The organism is uncultured Deefgea sp. (assembly GCF_947072475.1).
Classification (GTDB): Bacteria; Pseudomonadota; Gammaproteobacteria; order Burkholderiales; family Chitinibacteraceae; genus Deefgea.
Genome location: NZ_CAMTIA010000051.1, coordinates 1 through 19,899 on the forward strand (window position 1 = coordinate 1; position 19,899 = coordinate 19,899).

Below are 19,899 nucleotides of genomic sequence, written 5' to 3' on the forward strand. Positions count from 1 at the left end.
AATGTAAATGCATCGGTGTGGCAAACGCCGGTGTGGGTGTTTCTAATTAAAACTTCGCCTTTTTGTGGTGGTGCAACGTCAATTTCGATAATTTCTAGGGGTTTTCCTGGCGCAAAAGCGACGGCAGCGCGTGATTTCATGGTGTTGATGTCCTGGTTAGCTATTCGCTTGGCTACTTAAGGTAGGCGCGAACTAATTCAATGGTGTTATTGATCGAAGCGTTGTGTGCACTGCTGCCGCCTTCGGTGGCATCAAATGTTTCTCGAATATGGCTTTCAAGCACTTCGGCCATCAGCCCATTGGTCGCGCCGCGTACGGCGGAGACTTGTTGCAAAATGGCGCGGCATTCAGCACCGGTTTCTAGGGCTTTTTCTAGCGCATCAATTTGTCCGCGAATGCGGCGAATGCGAGTGAGCACTTTCTTTTTTTCTTCTGGACTACTGGGCATCGGCGTTGACTTGGGGATGATTGAGTGTTTTTATACTATACCCCAGTATACTAAAATGCAATACATACTCTATGGTAGTATGCAGTATGTTAATGGCCTGCCGATGGTGCTGTTTAACAGCCGCGCCTTGGTGGGTATTTTTTCGTGTTGTGAGCTGAGGGTGTTATTTTGGAATGGCTAAGAGTGTTTTTGTTGTTTGCCTTTACTGCGCTCGCTGAAATCGTGGGCTGTTATCTGGTGTGGCGATTCGTCAAACAAGGCGCGAGTGCGTGGTATTTGATTCCGGCAGCGTTGTCCTTGGCTTTGTTTGCGTATTGTTTGGCGCTGCATCCAAGTGCCTCTGGCCGAATTTATGCCGCCTACGGTGGCATGTATATTGCCGTGGCTTTAGTGTGGTTACGCGTGGTCGATGGGGTGACATTAACGCGTTGGGATGGCTTTGGGGCGCTTTTGGCTTTGCTGGGCATGGCGGTGATTGCTTTTCAGCCGATTGCTGACTCAGCGTCCGGTTTGAATTAAGTACGTCATTTTGGTCTGATGCTGCGCGCTTGGTGGCCTGCCTCAGGCCAAAACCCGCGCAAACGCGGTTGGCAAACCCAACGTCAACCGGCCTTAAGCGGTGGTTGTTTTCCGGCGCGAGCGTGTTCCGTGTAAAATCAGCACGATGAACTATGAACTGATTATTCCCGATACGGTCTGGCGTGATGAAGATTTACGCCCTTTAATGAACCGCGATTTAACCTTGCCGGCCTTGGCCACGCTGTATGGCAAGGGACAGCACCAGCGCAGCTCGATGGGCCCATGCGCTACAGCCGCCGATTATTTGGCGCACCAGCTCTATGACACGCCGCCTGCTTTGACCGCGCTCACTTTGGCGCAAGATTGCCCCGACGTGCAATCTGGGTATTGGTTGTGCTGCGATCCAATCCATTTACGCATTGATCGTGATCGACTCACGATACTGGGTGTGCCCTTATTGCAAATTAGCCAAGCCGAGGCCGATGCTTTGGTGGCGGCACTCAATCAGCAATTTGCTGAAGATGGCTTGTTCTTTGTCGCGGCCACACCGAGTCGGTGGTATTTACGTTTACCCGCCGATCCACAACTGCAATTCACGCCGCTTGCCCAAGCTTTGGGTGGCAATCTGCAAGATTATTTGCCGCAAGGCGAGCAGGCTTTGCAGTGGAATGCGGTGCTCAATGAAATTCAAATGGTGATGTATGGCCATCGCGTGAATGATGAGCGCGATGCGGCTGGGATTGCGATGATCAATAGCGTGCATTTGTCCGGCGGTGTGGATTATCGCGCTGGCGCTATTGCGCCCGCCAAAGCCTCGGTTTTCGGTGGCGACCATCAGGTTGCGGCCTTGGTGGGTGAGCGCGGTGTCGCCAGTGTCGCCACCGTGGCGGACTTGCCAGCGCATGACAGCATCGTGGTGCTCGATCAATTGAGTGTGGACGCGATTTATGGCCATGCTTACGAGTGGCGCAGTCAATGGTCGTGGTTAGAGACGGTTTGGTTTGCACCGCTACTGACGCAATTACAGCGTGGCCAGCTGCAATCGCTGACGCTGACATTCCTGAGTGCTGGCACGCAAGTGAGGATTACGCGCTTGGATTTGTATCGTTTTTGGCGTCGTCCTCGACTGCCATTTTAAAACGGCCGCGATTGATGCTTTGTAGTGCTGAGTCTAAGCGCTGTTGAAGTTTGATGTACGGTCGTGCTAGCGCGATTTTCGTCCATATCGTCAACATCAACAGCACCTTGGCTTGGTGTTGTTTTTTGATTAAGGGTTGCTGTGCTCACCATTCGTTCTCGTTCCGTTCCTGCTCATTTGGAGCAAACTTTATTACACGCTGGATTTTCGCCGCTGCATGCGCGGCTGTACGCTGCGCGCGGCGTGGTGCAGTCGCAAGAATTAGAGCATCAACTAAAGCATTTATTGCCGTTTAGTCAGCTTAAAAACGCCACCGAAATGGGCGTGCGTTTAGCCGATGCCATTGCTGCTGGGCAAAGGATGTTGATTGTCGGTGATTACGATTGCGATGGTGCCACGGCCACCGCATTGGGGATGAAAGGTTTGGCGGCATTTGGCGCGGTGGTGGATTTTATCGTGCCCAATCGCTTTGAATATGGTTACGGCCTCACGCCCGAAATTGTCGCTTTGGCGGCCGAGCGCCAGCCCGATATGATTATTACCGTCGACAATGGCATCGCCAGCCATGCCGGTGTAGAGGCCGCACGCGCACTGGGCATTGAGGTATTGATTACCGACCATCATTTACCGGCCGATACGCTGCCCGATGCGTTGATTGTGAACCCCAATCAGCCCGACTGCGGATTCCCCAGTAAAAATCTAGCCGGTGTGGGCGTGATGTTTTATGTATTGATGGCATTGCGCGCCGCACTGCGCGAGCGCGGTGCTTTTGCTGAGCAAGCTGAGCCTAATTTGGCACAATGGCTCGATATCGTCGCCTTAGGCACGGTGGCCGACGTGGTTAAACTCGATGCGAATAATCGGATTTTGGTGGAGCAAGGTTTAAAACGCATGCGCGCCGGTCGCGCTGCGCCCGGCATTATGGCCTTGTTTAGCGCCGCCGGGCGCTCTTATGCTCGCGCCAGCTGCTTTGATTTGGGTTTTGCTTTGGGCCCACGCCTGAATGCCGCTGGGCGTTTGGACGATATGCGTTTTGGGATTAACACTTTGCTGGCCAGTAGTGAAGAGGCCGCTTTGCCTTTGGCGCGTGAGCTCGATCAATTAAATCGGGCGCGCCGCGAGATTGAACACGGTATGCGCGCCGAGGCCGAATTGGCCTTGGCCAGTGTGGCGGTGGACGATAGCTTTAGTATTGCGCTTTACAATCCCGAATGGCATCAAGGCGTAGTGGGGATTGTGGCGTCGCGAATGAAAGATCGTTTTCATCGGCCAACGATTGTTTTTGCCAATGGCAATGGCGATGAGATCAAAGGCTCGGGGCGCTCGATTGCCGGCTTGCATTTGCGCGATGCGCTCGATTTAGTCTCCAAACGCCACCCGCATCTGATTGCTAAATTTGGTGGCCATGCGATGGCGGCGGGTTTGTCGTTGAATGTGGCCGATTTTGCCGAGTTTAAAAGCGCTTTTGAGGCGGTATGTCGCGAGTTACTCAATGAAAGTGATTTAAGCCGCGTGATCGAAACCGATGGCGAGTTGCCGCCAGATGCTTTTGTATTGGCCACGGCCGAAGGGTTAGAGCGCCAAGTTTGGGGGCAAGGTTTTCCGGCTCCGGTGTTTCAAGGCCAGTTTCGAGTGCTGGAGCAGCGCATTGTGGGTGAAAAACACAGCAAGCTTAAATTAGAAACCTCTATGGGTATTGTGCTAGAGGCTATGCAGTTCAATTTCTGCGAGCCAATACCCCGGCATATCTCGGCGGTTTATAAAATCAGCGTCAATGAATTTAGAGGTGAGCGGATCTTGCAATTGCAGCTGGAACATACCCAAGCCTGCGCAAAACCGGACGAGGCAAAATAATGACTCAACCGCGCTGGCGTCAACCGATCTCACGCGGGCTGAAATTATGCTTACGCTTAAGCGCGGTGTATGGCTTATTGAGTGGATTGGGCGTGGCTCAGGCGGGCTTTTTATTGCCTAGCGCCGAGATGGCGTCGCGCTCGCAATTGGCGTGTCAGCCGTCGTTGATTATGGGCTTGATGGAATGCGAGACCTTACCCGAGCCCGCGCCGTCGGTGCAGAATGATCCGGCCATTGTGCCGGCAGAATTTGTTCGCCCGAGCGAGCCGATTGCAACGCTAGGGGCGGTGGTTGATGAGACGCCGCAGCAACCGTTTTTAGATGTTGTGCCGACTCAGGTGAAGGCTGGTCGATTTAGTTTGAGCTGGCAAAATGGCTTTGGTGCGGTCGGGCAGTGGTGGGAAGTTTGGGATAATCAGCAACTGCGTTATCGCGGCAAGGACTTTATTTCTCGACCGTTGCGCCCCAGTACGTCCAATGCCGCCAGTACCGCTGATCCGCTTGAACCGCTTGATCCGGTTAATCCCAGTGCGGTAGCCATCACCGACGTGCAAGGCGGGATTTTCACGATTGAACAGCTTGAGCCGGGTTTGCATCAGTGGCAAGTGAGCTTGTGTCGTGGCACATTGGCCGCGCCGCAGTGCAGTCATGCTTACGCGCAAACTTGGGCTGAGACTGCTGGGGAGGCGGCTGCGGTCAGCAAAAAACCCGCGCCGCCTGAGCTGGCATGGACTGCGCCGGTGATCACCGACGGCAAAGCGCTGCTCAAATGGGATGTGTATTGGGGCCATGTGGGCACGCAATGGGAAGTGCTGCAGGCGGGCAAAGCGATTTATCGCTCGAGTCAATTTACCGAAACCACAGAAAACAGCCAATCGGCGCAAGTTGAGCTGCCGCTGGTGAATGGGGTTTATGCACTGTCGATTCGTTTGTGTCATGCCAATTTGTGCAGTGAATCTGCGCCAGTAACGGTAGAGGCCATGCTGGGGCCCAATTGGGCACCCATTCAGCCGAGCGTTAAAGTCTATACCGATGCCGATCCAGAGCTGGGTAATGGTTTGCCCGTGGGGCAAGTGATAGTGAGCTGGCAAACCACCGGCCCCAGTGTGGCACCCGATCATTGGCTACTGCTTGATGCGGATCGGCGACAGGTGATTTTTAGTCAGAAAATTAGTCAACCCTGCCAAGCAGGCGTGTGGTGTGGTAGCTGGCAGGGCGTGCCCGCAACGCGGCCGGGCAATTGGCTGGTGAAATTATGCCGCGCTAAACAGTGTATTGATGCGGTGGTGGTGACTGTACCGGCGTTGCCGCGTTAACGGATACGGACAACGCTGTACGCTTGCGGCCTTGCTGCCAAAGTCCGTGTCAGCCCAGCTGGCAAAGCACATGACAGCCGACCTTAAGCCAAAGCAATGATGAGTTGCTGCTCAAGCAATAAAGACAGGCTGCTTGCCGGATCAAATCCCGCATCCACCGCTGCCCCTGCCAACAACGCTTCTTCTAAAGTGAGTTGCTGCATCAACGCGAGAAAAAACGCTGCGGGTGCCGCGTCAATGATTTGGTATTGATCGCGCCAAACTAAAACACATTCGCCGCGATACAAGTCTTGCGGTTTTGCGCCGCCGTGATGCATGGCAAATAAGCTGGCAATCGGCCATTTAGATTCAATGATCTGCAGCGCAGGATGCAGCAGCAATTTAAGCTGTGCCAACGATTGAGCCTGTTCGGCCAAAATCGCCGCGCTAAGTCCCACGTGATCGTCGGCGTAGTGAGCTTGATGCATCGCCCAGTCTAATTGCGCCACGTCACTTAAATAGGGGTAGGCTTGTGTCGGCGCAAATTGGGCAATAAATTCAGCCAGCAAATGCCCTTCTTGATGCAAATTGGCCGATGTACTGGCGGTGCTTTGGGTATACACATCGGCCATCGCCATAAAAAATTCTTCGCCCAATAAAGCCAGCACCGTGGGGTAGGCTAGTTTGAGCGCATTGGCGCGATTGAGTCGAATGTTGTTGCGATACACCGTCATATTGGCTTGAGTGGCCGGACTGATGGCCGTGTTGGCGGTATTGGGCTCGTTAATGGCGCGGGCAAATTCGGTGAGGGCTTGTAGGTAGTTCATGGCTTTGCGCCTTGCCAAATCGCGGCGCAATGCGCATTTAAGTGCTGGTAATCCAGCATTAATTCATTGAGCGCCGGAATATGATTGTCGCGCTCAAGCAGCACCGGGATCGGCCCAGTTTGCTGGATGACTACGTCAAGTAATTGCCACACCGCCGGCGTTGGCGCTGCACCATGGGTGTCGATGGCAACGCCGTCAAACAGCTCAAAACCGGCGATATGAATTTCTCCCACTGATTTGAGTGGCAGATGCGCCAGTTCAAGGTAAGGGTCAATACCCAGATTAATCTGGCTGACAATCAGATTGTTGACATCCAGAATCAGTCCGCAGCCGGTTTGTGCCACCAGTTGCGCCAGAACTTCACTTTCAAGATAAATTTCATCTGCAAATTGGATATAGCTGGACACGTTTTCGATCAAGATGGGCCGCTGTAAAAAATCCTGCACGAGGTTGATTCGCTCGCTGAGTTGCTCAATCACGCCCTCAAGACGCGGCACGGGCAATAAGTCGGCGTAAGCGTGTTGATTGAGTCGATTCCACGCTAGATGTTCAGACACCGCCGCCGGTTCGATGCGATCGACCAGGGTTTTAAGTTGCTTTAGATGCAGCGAATCGAGGGTCGAGCTGCCTAAGCCCATGGCCACACCGTGTAAGCTGATGGGGTAATTGGCGCGGATTTTTTCGAGTGCCGCTATTGGCGCGCCGCCGCCAAAATAGTTTTCACTGTGCACTTCCCACCAAGCGACGGGGGGCTGATCTTGAATCACGGCTTGGATATGTGGGCTTCTAAGCCCTAAGCCGGCGCAAAGCGGCAGTGAGGTGAGCATCGCAATCTACTTAGAGTCATCAAGGTGAGTGCGGCAGGGAGAAAATGCTTCAGGCCTGCCGCCTTGTAGCTTACATGGCTTTTAGCATGCCTTTCATTTCGGTGCAAGTGCCTTTGGCAACATACTTCCATTCTTTGGGGTCCATGCTGGCACCAGCTTGACCGGCGCAGGCATGGCCATTGGCGGCGCAATCGTTGGCACCGGCTTTGGCCACGCCAAAGCATTTTTCTTTGGCGGCATCAGCGGCTAAAGCCGGTTGTGCGGCGGCAGCTAAGACGGCCACCATGGCTGAGGCGAGTAAGATTGATTTATTGTTCATTTTCATTCTCCAGCGTATTGAGTCAAGTAAGAAAAACCGCATCTGTCGGTATCGACACAAGGGTAGTCGTGGCGACTGCTTTGTTATTACACAAGACGAAGAAAAAATTGGATATTTTTTTCTAATTAATATTTTATTAATGGGTATATCAATATGTGCCATTAATAAATTGGCTTTTCTTGATATACCCATGTGGTAAATTGGGTTTTCTTACTGGTGTCTTTGCTGCAGAAATCCATAAAATTGGGGTATTGATAGGCGCTGGCTCGCCCGCGGATGCGCTCAAATAAGGAAAACCTTCGCGGGCAAGCCAGCGCCTACGTCGCTCTTCTGAAGGCGATGCGTAGGCGTAACAAGATGATTTGGATGTTGGCTTAAACGGGTTGAAATGTAAACTACCCGCAACCAATTACTTGAAATAGTTTAAGGCGCCATCCAGCCCGACGTAATTAATTTTATACGGTGCTTGTGCTTGCACCTTGGGTTTGGCATGGCAGGCGATGCCAAAACCAGCGGCGTGCAGCATCAGTAAATCATTAGCGCCATCACCCATCGCCACCACTTGCTCGTGACGTAAACCGAGTTCATCGCGCATCGCGATTAATTCATCGCGTTTTGTTTCGGCGTTGACGATGTCGCCAACAATGCGGCCAGTGAGTTTGCCGTTTTCGATTTCCAGCACATTGGCGATGGTGCGAGTGAGCCCCAGTTGCGTTTTGAGTTTGTCAGTAAAAAAAGTAAATCCACCGGAGATCAGCAGGGTTTTCGCACCCGTAGCTTGAAAGCCAGCGAGCATTTTTTCTGCGCCCGCCATCAATTGCAAGCGCTCAGTATAAACGCGCTCTAATGCCGATTCGTCAAGCCCCGCTAGCAAGGCCACGCGCTGGGTAAGGCTGGCATTAAAATCGAGCTCGCCACGCATGGCCGCAGCCGTAATGGCAGCCACTTGCGCTTTGATGCCGATCATATCGGCGATTTCGTCGATGCATTCGATGGTGATCAGCGTGGAGTCCATGTCCATCACCACTAAGCCAATGTCTTGTACGCTGAGGTCTTCTGGGATAAAGGCAAAGTCAAACTGATTGGATTCACAAAAATCAGCGACCGACTCGAGATTTTCAATTTCAGCGCCATGCAGTTTAAACGCCTGTTGGTTAATCGCTTCAATGGTGTGCGCGCCAGAAAGACGGGCCAGTTGTTTTAAGTTTTGGGTGGCCAATTCGGGCGCTTGAATGACTAAGCGGTACATTATTGCTTTCCTATTGCTGGTTTTAAACTATGGAAAATCATCGCAAAAACCCCTGCGATGCTTGCGCCTAAGACGGTTTCATAAATCCGGTTTTCGGCTGAAATTTCGGCCGCATGGCCATGAATCCCCAGTAGCGCCAAAATCAGATACACAATAAAAGTAATTATCGCTGCGACATACATTAAGCCATTGGCAAAGGCCACCGGAATCAGTGCGCCCGAGAGGGCGGCTAAAATAACGAGCTCAACATTGGAATCGATTTGAAAAACAAACAGCCACGCGACGACCGAGGCCAGCAAAACGCCGACAAAGCGCAGCCAAATCGTTGGGTAAGTTCGGTCGGGCTCAGGGCGAAATACCACCACCGTGCAAATGGCGGCGACATTGGGTGCGCTGAGGTTCAGATAGCGGGCAGCAAAAAAACTAAACGCACAGGCAATGGCCAATAAAATGCCAAAGGTCGCCCCAGCAAATTGGCCTTTGCGCAGTTGCTGGTAGTCGCTACGCCAGTGCGGCTGGATTTGTAGGCCGATGGGGTTGTTCATTCTGGGGGCAAAGCTCACACTGAGCGCAATCGTCATCGCCGCCGCAATCAGGTAATACGGCAAAATCGCGCTCGACACAAACGTGCCGGGGTAGCCAATCAAGTAGGCTGAGGCCAATAGCCGTAGTAATAAATCCAAAGCAAAACCGGCGGATAAACTCGCGCCGATTAAGGTCATTAAAAGTAAAATCCCACCCAGCCAAAGCAATATATTGTGATTAATGCTCAGACTAATGCTGGCGGTCAGCAGCATCAAGATATTGCCAACGACCATGCTTTCGAGGCGTTTTTTGCGGGTGCCGCCGATGTCGAGCATCAGTGTCGCCAAAATGGCAAAACCCATCATGCCCGCCGCTTGGTTGTGGTCGTGGTAAACCTGCCAGCCCATCGGAATAGCAAAAGCCATTACCCCCAACAGCATGCGCGAAGGGGGGAATGGCCCGCGATTAGGGCGAAGCAGCGTCAGCCACTTGGGCATTAATTATGCACCGTGGCACTTTTTGAATTTTTTGCCTGAGCCGCATGGGCAAGGATCATTGCGGCCGACTTTTGGCTCGTCACGTTTGACTTGCTCTACGTGGCCAAATTTTTCTTCAAGTACAAAATACATGATGTCTTCAACATGCCAAGGCAACTCGGCCACGCGATCCGCACGCTCTTTAGTGGTCAGTAGTTTGACGGGTTCAGCACCGACTTCATCGCTTGGGCTGGTATCTGCTTCGTCGCCCGCGCTGGCAGCGAGTGCCAGAATGTTTTCAACGGCGGTATCGAGTTCTTCATTGGCTTCAAGCAGTGCGTCCCATGCTTCGCCGCGCGCTTCAATCCCGGCATAAAAACCTGAGGCCCAATACACGCCAGAGGTTTCTTGCCATTGTTCGTCTTGATCTTCGTCTGACAAAATCACCGGAACATACAGTGGGTTTTCACCGGGATTGTCGCGGCGATTCACTGAAAACGCCGCTTTAATGCTGGCTGCGTGTTGGCGAATTAGGCCAAAAATCTGTTCGGCTTCTGCGTGATCGTCAAATTCCGGCGGCGTGCCAGCAAAAATCGCCGGCAGCCATTCTTCTTCAGGAACGTCTTCTGGGCCCACGGCCAGTGCCACCAAAAAGCCATCGAGCATTTCGATGTCCATGGTTTCGGCCGGCGTACGCGGCGACATTAAAAAGCTGTCGAGTTGCTCAAGTTGTGCGTCGCTAAGGAGTTTGCTCATACTGATTTCCATTGTTTCAATTGATTTAGTGCTGCTGGAGTGGTTTTTCTAACCACTCAGCAAAGTCAGGCCGCGTTGGGATAAAACCCTGCCCACGGAAAAATCCACGGGCGCTATGCGTGGTAGCCAGCATTATATGGCTTAAGCCTTGCTCGCGGGCGCTCAATTGGAGTGCTGCTAATAACGCTCGCCCCAAATTTTGCCCGCTATGCTGCGGTGAGACATAAAAATGCAAGATCTCGCCATGCCTATCCATCGCGGCAACGCCGCAGATGGCTTGCTGCTGTACTGCGAGCCACACGGTGTCGCCATCGGCGATTGATTCGGCAATGTCGTCCACATTAACAGCAAGGCATAAGTCGCTGAGCGTTTGTGCGCAATGCTGATGATCTAATACCCCCAGTTGCGTGATCGATTGCACGATAAGGGCGTGAATGGCTTTGGCGTCACTGGCTAGGGCTGGCCGAAAATCATAGTTTTGCATGCTTACACTGCCGACTTAAGCAGTTGCAATAAGGCCTCAGCACCGAGTTTGCCACTGCTGTCGCCGCCTTCGAGTAAGCTATCGGCCAAGTCGCGCTTATTGTGATGCAGTGCGACGATTTGCTCTTCAATCGTGCCTTCAGCTACTAGGCGATAAATGGTGACGGGGCGTTGTTGTCCCATGCGATGCGCCCGATCTGACGCTTGGTCTTCTACTGCTGGATTCCACCAAGGATCAAGGTGAATCACATAATCGGCGGCGGTTAAGTTGAGTCCTGAGCCACCGGCTTTTAGGCTGATCAAAAAGATGTCGCCTTCACCGGCTTGAAAGGCATTGACTGCTTCAAGGCGTTTTTTCGGTGGCGTGCTGCCATCCAGATATTGGTAAGCGATCCCTTGTTGGTCTAGCCATTCACGCACAATCGCTAAGTGGTCGACAAACTGGCTAAACACCAGTGCTTTATGTTGGTTTTCTAGTAGCTCGGTGGTGACTTCAGCAAACGCAGTGAGCTTGCTACCGATGAGTTGGCTGTCTTTCATTACCAGCTTAGGATTGCAGCAAAACCGGCGCAGCTTGGTGATTTCTGCCAACACTTGCATCGGTTTTTTAGCCGCTTCATCAATGCTGTCGAGTCGTTCGACGGCTTGTTGGCGCAGTGCTTCGTATAAATGTTGCTCATCACTACTGAGTGGCACGCGTAGCGTGATCTCGGTGCGTGATGGCAATTCGGCCAGCACTTGGGTTTTGGTCCGGCGCAGCATAAACGGCTGAATGAGTTTTTTGAGCGCCTGTTTGGCTGCTTTATCGCCGCCTTCAATTGGGTTGGCGTATTTGGCGGTGAATTTCTCTTTGGAGCCCAGTAGCGCTGGATTGATAAAGCGAAATAGATTCCACAATTCACCCAAATGATTTTCCATCGGCGTGCCGGTGGCGATCATTTTAAAATCGGCTTGCAGCGCCATGGCCGCTTGGCTGCGTTTGGTGGTGGCATTTTTAATTGCTTGCGCTTCATCGAGCACCACGGTATGCCAATGCACGGCAGCAAATTGTGCGGCGTCTTGCTGCAATAAGCCGTAGCTGGTGATGATGACGTCAAACGCGCCTAAGGCATCCAGTTTACGGTTTTGTCCATACGCTTGAATCTTCAGCGTCGGGGCAAATTTGCAGCTTTCGGCTTCCCAATTGAGTGCGACCGACGTCGGTGCAACCACTAAACACGGGCCTTGCGGTGCGCGCTCGAGCATTAAGGCCAAGGTTTGCACCGTTTTACCCAAGCCCATATCGTCCGCCAAGCACGCGCCAACGCCCCAGTGCGCCAAGCGCGACAGCCATTGAAAGCCGTCTTGTTGATAGTCGCGCAGCGTTGTTTGCAAAGTGGACGGCACTTTAGGCTGGTGCTGCGCCAGTTGTTCGAGCTTGGCGATGTGATTGCGCCACGCGGCGTCCGCTTCGAGCTCGCCCACTTCTTGGCTCAGTTCAAGTAGCGCATTGCTGGCCAGTAGGTTGACCTTAAAACCGTCTTTGCCGCTAGGTTCGGCGACGGCGTAGAGCTCTTCGAGGCGTTTTCTAAAGGAGTCAGTCAGCGCCAGATAATCGTTGTCGCCGAGCTTTAAAAAGCGGCCGGGCGAGGCGTCAAGTAATTCGAGCAGTTGGCGCAATTGCAACACCTTGCCATCGTCGAGTTTGACCTCGCCATTGACGACAAACCAATCGCCTTGCTGCTTAAGGCCGAGCTTCATATTGGCCAGTGATTTAGTGGCTTTAAGGCGAAAGCGCTCGCCTTCGGGCCAAACTAGCTCGATTTGCTCTGCGGGGAGTCGGCGCAATTGCATTAATAGTTCGAGGCAATCATCGGGTGCATCCATTTGCCATTCTTGCCCGTCGGACTCAGCGTTGGCCAAGGCGGTGCAATGGTTGAGGACTTGATTGAGGTTGGCTTTTTCTTGTTTTAAGTCGCGCTCGACTTGCACGGTTTTACCGTCTTGCTCGCCCAAAATATTGGCCGCGCCTTTGCCTGGGGTAAACCAGCTGCCTTCGAGAATCGGGCGCACCAAAAACTGCAAGCGTAAGCCTTCGTTCAGTGGCAATAAATGCGCGTACAGCAGCGTGTTGCCCGGAATGGCATTGATGTGCGCCGCCAGCTCAGGCAGGTCTGAATGAATGGCGATATGCGGTGCAATCGCCGTAATCGCGCCAACCAGTTGTGGCTTGGCTTGGGCCGGTACCAGTAAGCCGCTGCCAATAATGCCAGCGATTTGGCGGATGTCGGGCTTAATGCGGTACACCATCAGGCGAGTGGGCGTTTCTTTTTGCCAAAAAACATCTTCTCCGGCGGTGATTTTGGGCTTGAGCTTGAGTGAAATCTGGCCTTTGCTTTCTTTGAGTTGTAACGCGATTTCGCCTTCAGCAATATCAATGCGCACATCAGGCGCATCGGCCCAATACACTTGCGGATGGCCGATTAGCTCGAACAGTGCTGACTCATGATCGAGGGTATAGCCCGATTCGCCATAGTAGTTATGCTCTGCACGCGCATACTTCACGATGCGCTGATCTTGTTCGCTTAAGTAAGCCAAGGCGGGGTCGTTGCCAATCGCTAGGCGTTTGAGTGCGACGGCGCGGCCTTTACTCCAGACGCCTTTGGCGCTGAGTTTTTGCTCTCTGGGTTCTAGCGTAATGCCGCCGTATTGTGCGTTAACTAGCCAAGCTAGCCGAATATGGTTGGTCGCGACCTCATTGGGTTTGGTGTTGAGTAGGCTCAGCGCCGTCAGCGCGCGTGACCAAGCCGCTTCGCGCGGTAATAAATCAACCCAAGCGGTAAATTGGCGATCGGCATGCCAATTGGGTTGCAGTAAATCATCGCTAAAAGCGCGCGCCATAAACACGTCAAGCTCTTGCGTTACCCAGGTGTATTCTTGCCATGCGCGGTGCAGTTTTTCGCACTGGGTGCGCCAATTGGCATCAAATGGATAATCACGCCAATACAAAATCAGCAACTCAATCAGCCCAGTAAAGCCATAACTGGCGGTGACCGGTTGCACGGCATTGCTGTGGCAGGCCAAGCCCGTGGCAAGGTAATAAATCCAGTCAATATGCTCGTCATACAGGCTGTTGAGCTTGTCTTTTTTACCGACTTCAAATTGCACCACCAAGCGCTTTAAATCATCTTCGCTGCGCTCGGCGATTAAGGCCAAGCTGTAAAGCAGGCCATTGATGCCAGTAATGCCGACTTTGCGTTTATTGCTGTGTTTTTTAATTTGCTCGATCAGCAAGCCAAAACGATGAATCGCGCTGGAAAAATCACCGCGACTAAGGCGATTGGCGGTGTCCGCTTCGGATAAGACATTGGGGTTGAGTAAGCTTGCAATATGCGCAAAAGCATCTTGATCGCCGCGTAAATGCGCTTGCCACGCCAGCACCAACACAAAATTGGGTAGCACCCCTTTCAGGCTGGCGCAGTGGTTCAGTGCGTAATCGTATTGCGCTTGGGCCGGGGCTAATAAATTGCTGGCAAAGTACAAAAAATTCACCAGCAGTAATGCTTGAACTTCGGCAGTTAGCGTAGAAAAATGCCGCACGCCCAGTGGATGCTCAAAGAAAAAATGCACCGGATGCTGCTCGAGCGCCGCTAAAGACATGCCGCTGGTGCTAAATGCTTCTAAATCGTTGGTCAGTAGTGATTCATCGCCCATCAGCGCCGAAAATACGCACAGCGTGGCGTAGCTTTGTCTGGAGGTGCTTTCCCAGTATTGCACTACGGGTTTGGTTTGCACTGCGGCATTCACCCAGTCGAGCAGGGCGTCATGCTCGTTGAGCTGCGCCAAAAGTGGCCATTGCAAGCCTGCATTGAGCTCAAAACCCACCACATCGTTTTTAATCCATTGGGCGATCAATAAGCGCCCCAAGGTGGCTTTGACCGATGGAATATCCAGTGCAATCGCTGGCTCAAACGGCCTGATTAAAGCGACGCGTTTAAGTAACTCAATAATCCGAGTTTGCCCCAGACCTTTACCATACACGGCAAAGGCATATAAAAAAGGCAGATCTTGTGGGGGTATATCGCTGAGTGATTTATTCTTCAAAAGGGCCAAGGCAATACCTATCTATTATGATTGTAAGGAGTGAAGCGCGCTGCGATATGGCTTAGCCATACCGCGTCAATTACACCAGTTCGCGGATCAGCTCGATAATTCGGGCGGTGCGTAAGGCGCTGGTCGGCCAGTCGCCTTCAATGCGCAACTTGTCTTGCCCTTGCAGCTTGTAGTTCTTTTTGTTTTGAATCAGTTTGATGATTTTCATTGGTTCGACAACGGTGTTTTGCGTGAAATGAATAATGATTGCGGTATCTGCGGCGTCAATTTTGCTAATGCCCAGTGGTTTGGCGAGCATACGCAAGCGATGGCAGTCGAGCAGCACTTTGCCCGCGTCCGGCAGCAAGCCAAAGCGATCCACCAGTTCTTGGTGGATGTCGTTGAGCTCATCTTTGTCGTCACTGCTCGCTAGGCGTTTGTAGAGCGATAAACGCTCATTCACATCGGGGCAATAGTCTTCTGGCAAGAGTGCGGGCGAGTGCAGATTGATTTCGGTGGTCACCCCCAGCGGTTGCGACAAATCAGGCTCTTTGCCGGCTTTGAGCGCTTTAACCGCTTCTTTGAGCATTTGTGAATACAGCGTAAAGCCAATCTCATGCATTTCACCCGATTGCGAATCACCCAGCACTTCACCTGCACCACGAATCTCTAAATCGTGCATCGCCAGATAAAAACCAGAGCCGAGCTCTTCCATCATTTGAATCGCTTCAAGGCGTTTTTTGGCGTCGCTGCTAATGCTTTCCACGTCCGGAATCAGCAAATACGCATACGCTTGATGATGGGAGCGACCAACACGGCCACGCATTTGGTGTAGTTGTGCCAAGCCAAATTTGTCGGCGCGATTCATCAAAATCGTATTGGCGTTCGGGATGTCGATGCCGTTTTCGATAATGGTTGAGCACAGCAATAAGTTAAAACGCTGCTGGGTAAAATCACGCATCACGTGTTCAAGCTCGCGGCCGCGCATTTGTCCGTGTGCCACGCCGATGCGCGCTTCGGGCAATAATGCGGCGAGTTTTTCGCGCATGTTTTCAATGGTGTCGACTTCATTGTGTAAGAAAAACACTTGGCCGCCGCGTTTGAGTTCGCGCAGCACGGCTTCGCGAATAATGCCGTCAGAGAATTTAGACACAAAGGTTTTAACCGCCAGGCGTTTATTGGGCGCGGTGGCAATGACTGAAAAATCACGCAAGCCTTCTAAACTCATCGCCAAGGTCCGTGGAATCGGCGTTGCGGTGAGGGTGAGTACGTCCACATTGGCGCGCAGCGCTTTGAGTTGCTCTTTTTGTCTAACGCCAAAACGATGCTCTTCGTCGATGATCACCAGGCCCAATTGTTTAAACACTACGTCCGGCTGCACCAATTTGTGCGTACCAATGACGATGTCCACGCTGCCATCAGCCAGACCAGCAATCGCTGCTGCAGTTTCTTTGCCCGAGCGAAAGCGAGATAGCTCGGCGACTTTAATTGGCCAATCCGAAAAACGATCGACAAAGGTTTGAAAATGTTGCTCGGCCAAAAGGGTGGTTGGCACTAAAACGGCGACTTGCTTGCCACCGGCCACCGCAGCAAAAGCGGCGCGTAGCGCCACTTCGGTTTTGCCAAAGCCCACATCGCCACACACTAAGCGATCCATCGGTTGCTTGACGCGCATATCGACTAAAACCGCTTCGATGGCGCCAGCTTGATCAGGGGTTTCTTCAAAGCCAAAGCCGGCGGCAAAGGCTTCGTAATCGTGTGGGCTCCATTCAAACGCATGGCCTTCGCGTAGCGCGCGGCGTGCGTACAGATTGAGGAGTTCCGCCGCCGTATCGCGCACTTGTTCAGCCGCTTTACGCTTGGTTTTTTCCCACGAACCTGAGCCTAGTTTATGCATCGGTGCGCTATCGGATGCGCCGCCCGAATAACGAGAAATCACGTGCAGTTGGCTGACCGGCACATACAGTTTGTCATTGCCGGTGTATTCAATGAGCAGTAACTCGGTCGGTCCGTCGCCCAAGTCCATCGACGTGAGGCCCATATAGCGGCCAATGCCGTGCGCTTCGTGCACCACCGGATCACCGATTTTAAGCTCGGATAAATCGCGCAACATGGCGTCGGTATTGCTGCGTTTTTGTGGTTTTTTGCCGCGACTTTGGATGACCGACGGATAGAGATCGGCCTCAGTAATGATGGCAATCGATTCACTGCGCCATTCAAAACCACGAAACAGCGGCGAGGCCAGCAACAGGGCGTGGGCTTTGCTGTCTAAAGCGGCTTGCCAATTCTCGACCAAGGTCGGTTTAAAGCCGTATTCAGCAAAGAACTGCGACATGGTTTCGCGCCGACCGAGGCTTTCGGCGCTGAGGATAATTTTACCCGGATAGTGTTCAACAAAATCATTGAGTCGACGGATTGGATTGTCGTTACGCCGATCCACGTCAAGCGCCGGTAGCGGCTGGGTGAGGCTGGTTTCGCCGTCGCCCAGCTCAATGCGGCGATAGTTTTTGATATGGCTAAACAAGAGATCCGGCGCGACAAACAGCGTGCGGGGCGGCAAGAGTGGACGATCTTTATCGCCATAGCTAAGCTTGTGTCGCTCTGCAATATCTTGCCAGTATTGCTCTGCAGCGCCCATTAATGGTCCGTGTAAGACCAATACTGCCTCTTTGGGCAAGTAGTCGAAAACGGTGGCGGTGTGCTCAAAGAACAGCGGTAAATAATATTCGATGCCCGCAGGGATCACGCCGCTTGAGATGTCTTTGTAAAGCCTGGCTTTGGATGGGTCGCCCTCAAACGCTTCGCGAAAGTTTTGCCGGAATAATTTACAACCGGCTTCATCGGTAGGGAATTCTCTGGCGGGCAGTAAACGAATTTCAGGCACAGGGTAGAGGCTGCGCTGGGTGTCTACGTCGAAAGTGCGAATCGATTCGATTTCATTGTCGAATAAATCAATTCGAAACGGCAGCGTGCTGCCCATTGGAAATAAATCGATTAAGCCACCGCGAATCGAAAATTCACCGGGCCCATACACTTGGGTGACGTGGTTGTAGCCAGCAAAAGCCATGTCGGCGCGCAGCTGGTCCGCGTCAAACGCATCGCCTTTTTTGATGAAAAAAGTCGTTGCGGTTAAAAATTCAACCGGTGGCAGCACCCCCATCGCTGTTTGTAGCGGCACGATCAGCACGTCAACGGCGTTTTGCCTTGCTTGCCACAGTGTGGCAAGTCGCTCGCTAATCAGGTCTGAATGCGGAGAAAAATGATCGTAAGGCAGGGTTTCCCAGTCGGGTAGCTGCAGGACGGTTTTTTCTGGCAAAAAGAAACTGAGCTCGTCTTTAAGTCGGCCCGCTTCTTGCGCGTTGGCCGTCAAAATCACTAAGGGCCGCGCAACTTGGGCGTAGTCGGCCAAGAGCATGGCATCAGCAGAGCCGTGGGGTTGTGCGAGTTTGAGGCGCTCATTGGCGCGAGGCAGTTGAGGCAATTGCGACATAGTGTAAGAACGCGCTCTAGCTAGACAATCTTAGATTATACCAGCCGCAGCGCGCCCTCAACATGGCAAACTTGCAGGTTACAGTACTTGAAATGGGCTTGTTTTGCCTTGCCTGATTGATTGCTGTTGATCAAGGGTCAAAACATGGTTAATGCGGTGTCAGCCATGGCGCACAATCAGCGGTGGTAATGCGTAGGCGTCAGGATTATTAATTGCTTCAGTTGAATCAGGAATAGGCTGTTCAAGATTTCTTAAATGACGTTCTGCAATGACGCCTAATTCATGTGCCGTATCGGATAATTCTTCGGAAGAAGAAGAAAGGTGGTTCATTAATAGGCTAATTTGTAGGTTTTCTTGATTAAGTTGCGATAAATTGTGCGATTGTTTACTCGAATTGAGTGCAATATCTTCAACGAATCGCTCGGTTTCTTCAGTTAGGTAGCTTAGGTCACCAAATAAGTGGCCCACTTCATTTGAGCTATTAATCCCTTGTTTTACAAGTGTTTCAATATCACCTGCGGCAGTTTGGCTTCGATTTGCGAGTCGCCTAACTTCTTGTGCGACAACGTCAAAACCTCTGCCATGTATGCCGGCTCTGGCCGCTTCAATTGCGGCATTTAAAGCCAAAATATTAGTTTGATAAGCTAAGTCATCAATAATGCTGATTTTACTGTTAATGGAGGCTATCGCACTGATTGTTTGTTGGATTAATACATGGCCTTCTTTTGCGCGAGTTGCGCTTTCTTTTGCAATGTAATGCGTGCTTTTGGCGTGCTCAGTATTGGTATTAATTGATTTTGATATTTCGCTCATTGAGACATTGCTGCGCATCAGACTGGCATTTTGCGCACTCATTGAACTAGCAAATTCAGCGGCGGTTGCCGCTATTTCTTCAGAAGTTACGCTAATTGTTTGGCTGGATTGTTGGTCGTTGTCGTTTCGATCAATGAGATGGTCATGAAGCTGTGTGCAAACATAGCTAAGAGCGTGGGTTTCTTTATTTTCTGTAGGGTAAATGCAGTGTGAATGTGGGTTGGTAGTGATTTGATGTAGATTGTTTTTTATTTGAGATATTGGTTGAATAAACTTCCATTTAATAAGTTGCATTAAAATAATAAATAGAATGATGGATGTCGGTAATGAATACAACAATATGCTTAGTTGTTGTTTTTGTGATTTATAAGATAAATCTTCATTGTTATAAGTTATTTTAATGGTCGATTTATCGAGTGTACTAGTATTTGCTTGCGTCTCAAATTGGATCGGTGCTGTTGATTTTATTTGATTTGATTTTATTTGTCTTTGCAAGTCGATTAGTAATTTATTTTTATTGTAAATTTGAATTGATTCTAAAAATGAATTTTGTAGTTCCGCCGTAATTATTTGTTTGGCGATTTCAGCTTGATTTTGTTCAAGCAAAAGAGGTAGGGCGATAGCGATTTTTTTGCTGATGAGTGCCAACTCATGGGTTCTTTCTGTTTCTAGCTGTTTTGCGGCCTGCTTATAGCTTAGCGATTGAACGGCCAGTAGAAGTAAGCCGATGATTAGGGCGATGTAGATATTGACCCCCACAGGTTCAAATAGTAAGTGCAACGCTAGGTAGGTTCGTCAATTCAGTGACT

At 51.5% G+C, this 19,899-nt stretch carries 15 protein-coding genes and 1 pseudogene; 4 read left to right on the forward strand and 12 right to left on the reverse strand.

What is annotated here, in order from left to right; genetic code table 11:
• Both Q0V82_RS13595 and frmR read right to left on the reverse strand, forming a co-directional pair.
• Nucleotides 1-140: pseudogene (locus Q0V82_RS13595) on the reverse strand (S-(hydroxymethyl)glutathione dehydrogenase); the annotation flags it as partial.
• 32 nt (nucleotides 141-172) lie between these two features.
• Entirely contained in the window at nucleotides 173-448 is a 276-nt protein-coding gene (gene frmR / locus Q0V82_RS13600) for a formaldehyde-responsive transcriptional repressor FrmR (RefSeq protein ID WP_297576698.1), read from the reverse strand.
• Between the two features lie 168 nt (nucleotides 449-616).
• Between frmR and Q0V82_RS13605 the strand changes: the two genes are divergently transcribed.
• The 4 genes from Q0V82_RS13605 (at nucleotide 617) to Q0V82_RS13620 (ending at nucleotide 5,275) form a co-directional block, all read left to right on the forward strand.
• Nucleotides 617-967: a YnfA family protein gene (locus Q0V82_RS13605; RefSeq protein ID WP_297576699.1), complete on the forward strand. Its 351-nt coding sequence runs from the start codon at nucleotides 617-619 to the stop codon at nucleotides 965-967.
• Between the two features lie 145 nt (nucleotides 968-1,112).
• Entirely contained in the window at nucleotides 1,113-2,105 is a 993-nt protein-coding gene (locus Q0V82_RS13610; RefSeq protein WP_297576701.1) for a hypothetical protein, read from the forward strand.
• Nucleotides 2,106-2,246: 141 nt separating this feature from the next.
• Nucleotides 2,247-3,959 (forward strand): single-stranded-DNA-specific exonuclease RecJ, encoded by a 1,713-nt coding sequence (gene recJ / locus Q0V82_RS13615; RefSeq protein WP_297576703.1) that lies wholly within the window; start codon nucleotides 2,247-2,249, stop codon nucleotides 3,957-3,959.
• Nucleotides 3,959-5,275, forward strand: coding sequence for a chitinase N-terminal domain-containing protein (locus Q0V82_RS13620; protein WP_297576704.1), 1,317 nt, complete (start codon nucleotides 3,959-3,961; stop codon nucleotides 5,273-5,275). The genes recJ and Q0V82_RS13620 overlap by 1 nt, the downstream gene beginning before the upstream one ends.
• Nucleotides 5,276-5,358: 83 nt before the next feature.
• Here the strand turns inward: Q0V82_RS13620 and Q0V82_RS13625 are convergent, their stop codons facing one another.
• From Q0V82_RS13625 to Q0V82_RS13670, 10 genes are all read right to left on the reverse strand, one after another.
• Nucleotides 5,359-6,081: a DNA-binding domain-containing protein gene (locus Q0V82_RS13625; protein WP_297576705.1), complete on the reverse strand. Its 723-nt coding sequence runs from the start codon at nucleotides 6,079-6,081 to the stop codon at nucleotides 5,359-5,361.
• Nucleotides 6,078-6,908 (reverse strand): DUF692 domain-containing protein, encoded by an 831-nt coding sequence (locus tag Q0V82_RS13630; protein WP_297576707.1) that lies wholly within the window; start codon nucleotides 6,906-6,908, stop codon nucleotides 6,078-6,080. The genes Q0V82_RS13625 and Q0V82_RS13630 overlap by 4 nt, the downstream gene beginning before the upstream one ends.
• A 70-nt stretch (nucleotides 6,909-6,978) precedes the next feature.
• Nucleotides 6,979-7,227 carry a DUF2282 domain-containing protein gene (locus Q0V82_RS13635; protein ID WP_297576708.1) on the reverse strand — a complete coding sequence of 83 codons (249 nt, stop codon included), beginning with the start codon at nucleotides 7,225-7,227 and terminating at the stop codon, nucleotides 6,979-6,981.
• A gap of 409 nt (nucleotides 7,228-7,636) precedes the next feature.
• The gene (gene serB / locus Q0V82_RS13640) at nucleotides 7,637-8,476 is read right to left on the reverse strand and encodes a phosphoserine phosphatase SerB (RefSeq protein WP_297576709.1); all 840 of its coding nucleotides are present in this window, start codon (nucleotides 8,474-8,476) and stop codon (nucleotides 7,637-7,639) included.
• Complete coding sequence (locus Q0V82_RS13645) at nucleotides 8,476-9,498, reverse strand: FUSC family protein (RefSeq protein WP_297576710.1); 1,023 nt, start codon at nucleotides 9,496-9,498, stop codon at nucleotides 8,476-8,478. Before Q0V82_RS13645 ends, serB begins: the two co-directional genes overlap by 1 nt.
• A 3-nt stretch (nucleotides 9,499-9,501) precedes the next feature.
• Nucleotides 9,502-10,233, reverse strand: a complete 732-nt coding sequence (locus tag Q0V82_RS13650) for a UPF0149 family protein (protein WP_297576711.1) — start codon at nucleotides 10,231-10,233, stop codon at nucleotides 9,502-9,504.
• 25 nt (nucleotides 10,234-10,258) lie between these two features.
• The gene (locus tag Q0V82_RS13655; RefSeq protein WP_297576713.1) at nucleotides 10,259-10,717 is read right to left on the reverse strand and encodes a GNAT family N-acetyltransferase; all 459 of its coding nucleotides are present in this window, start codon (nucleotides 10,715-10,717) and stop codon (nucleotides 10,259-10,261) included.
• A 2-nt stretch (nucleotides 10,718-10,719) separates the two neighbouring features.
• Nucleotides 10,720-14,808, reverse strand: coding sequence for a DEAD/DEAH box helicase (locus tag Q0V82_RS13660; RefSeq protein WP_297576714.1), 4,089 nt, complete (start codon nucleotides 14,806-14,808; stop codon nucleotides 10,720-10,722).
• A gap of 70 nt (nucleotides 14,809-14,878) precedes the next feature.
• Nucleotides 14,879-18,277: a transcription-repair coupling factor gene (gene mfd, locus Q0V82_RS13665; protein ID WP_297576715.1), complete on the reverse strand. Its 3,399-nt coding sequence runs from the start codon at nucleotides 18,275-18,277 to the stop codon at nucleotides 14,879-14,881.
• 159 nt (nucleotides 18,278-18,436) lie between these two features.
• Nucleotides 18,437-19,849: a methyl-accepting chemotaxis protein gene (locus Q0V82_RS13670; protein WP_297576716.1), complete on the reverse strand. Its 1,413-nt coding sequence runs from the start codon at nucleotides 19,847-19,849 to the stop codon at nucleotides 18,437-18,439.
• Nucleotides 19,850-19,899 lie beyond the last annotated feature (50 nt).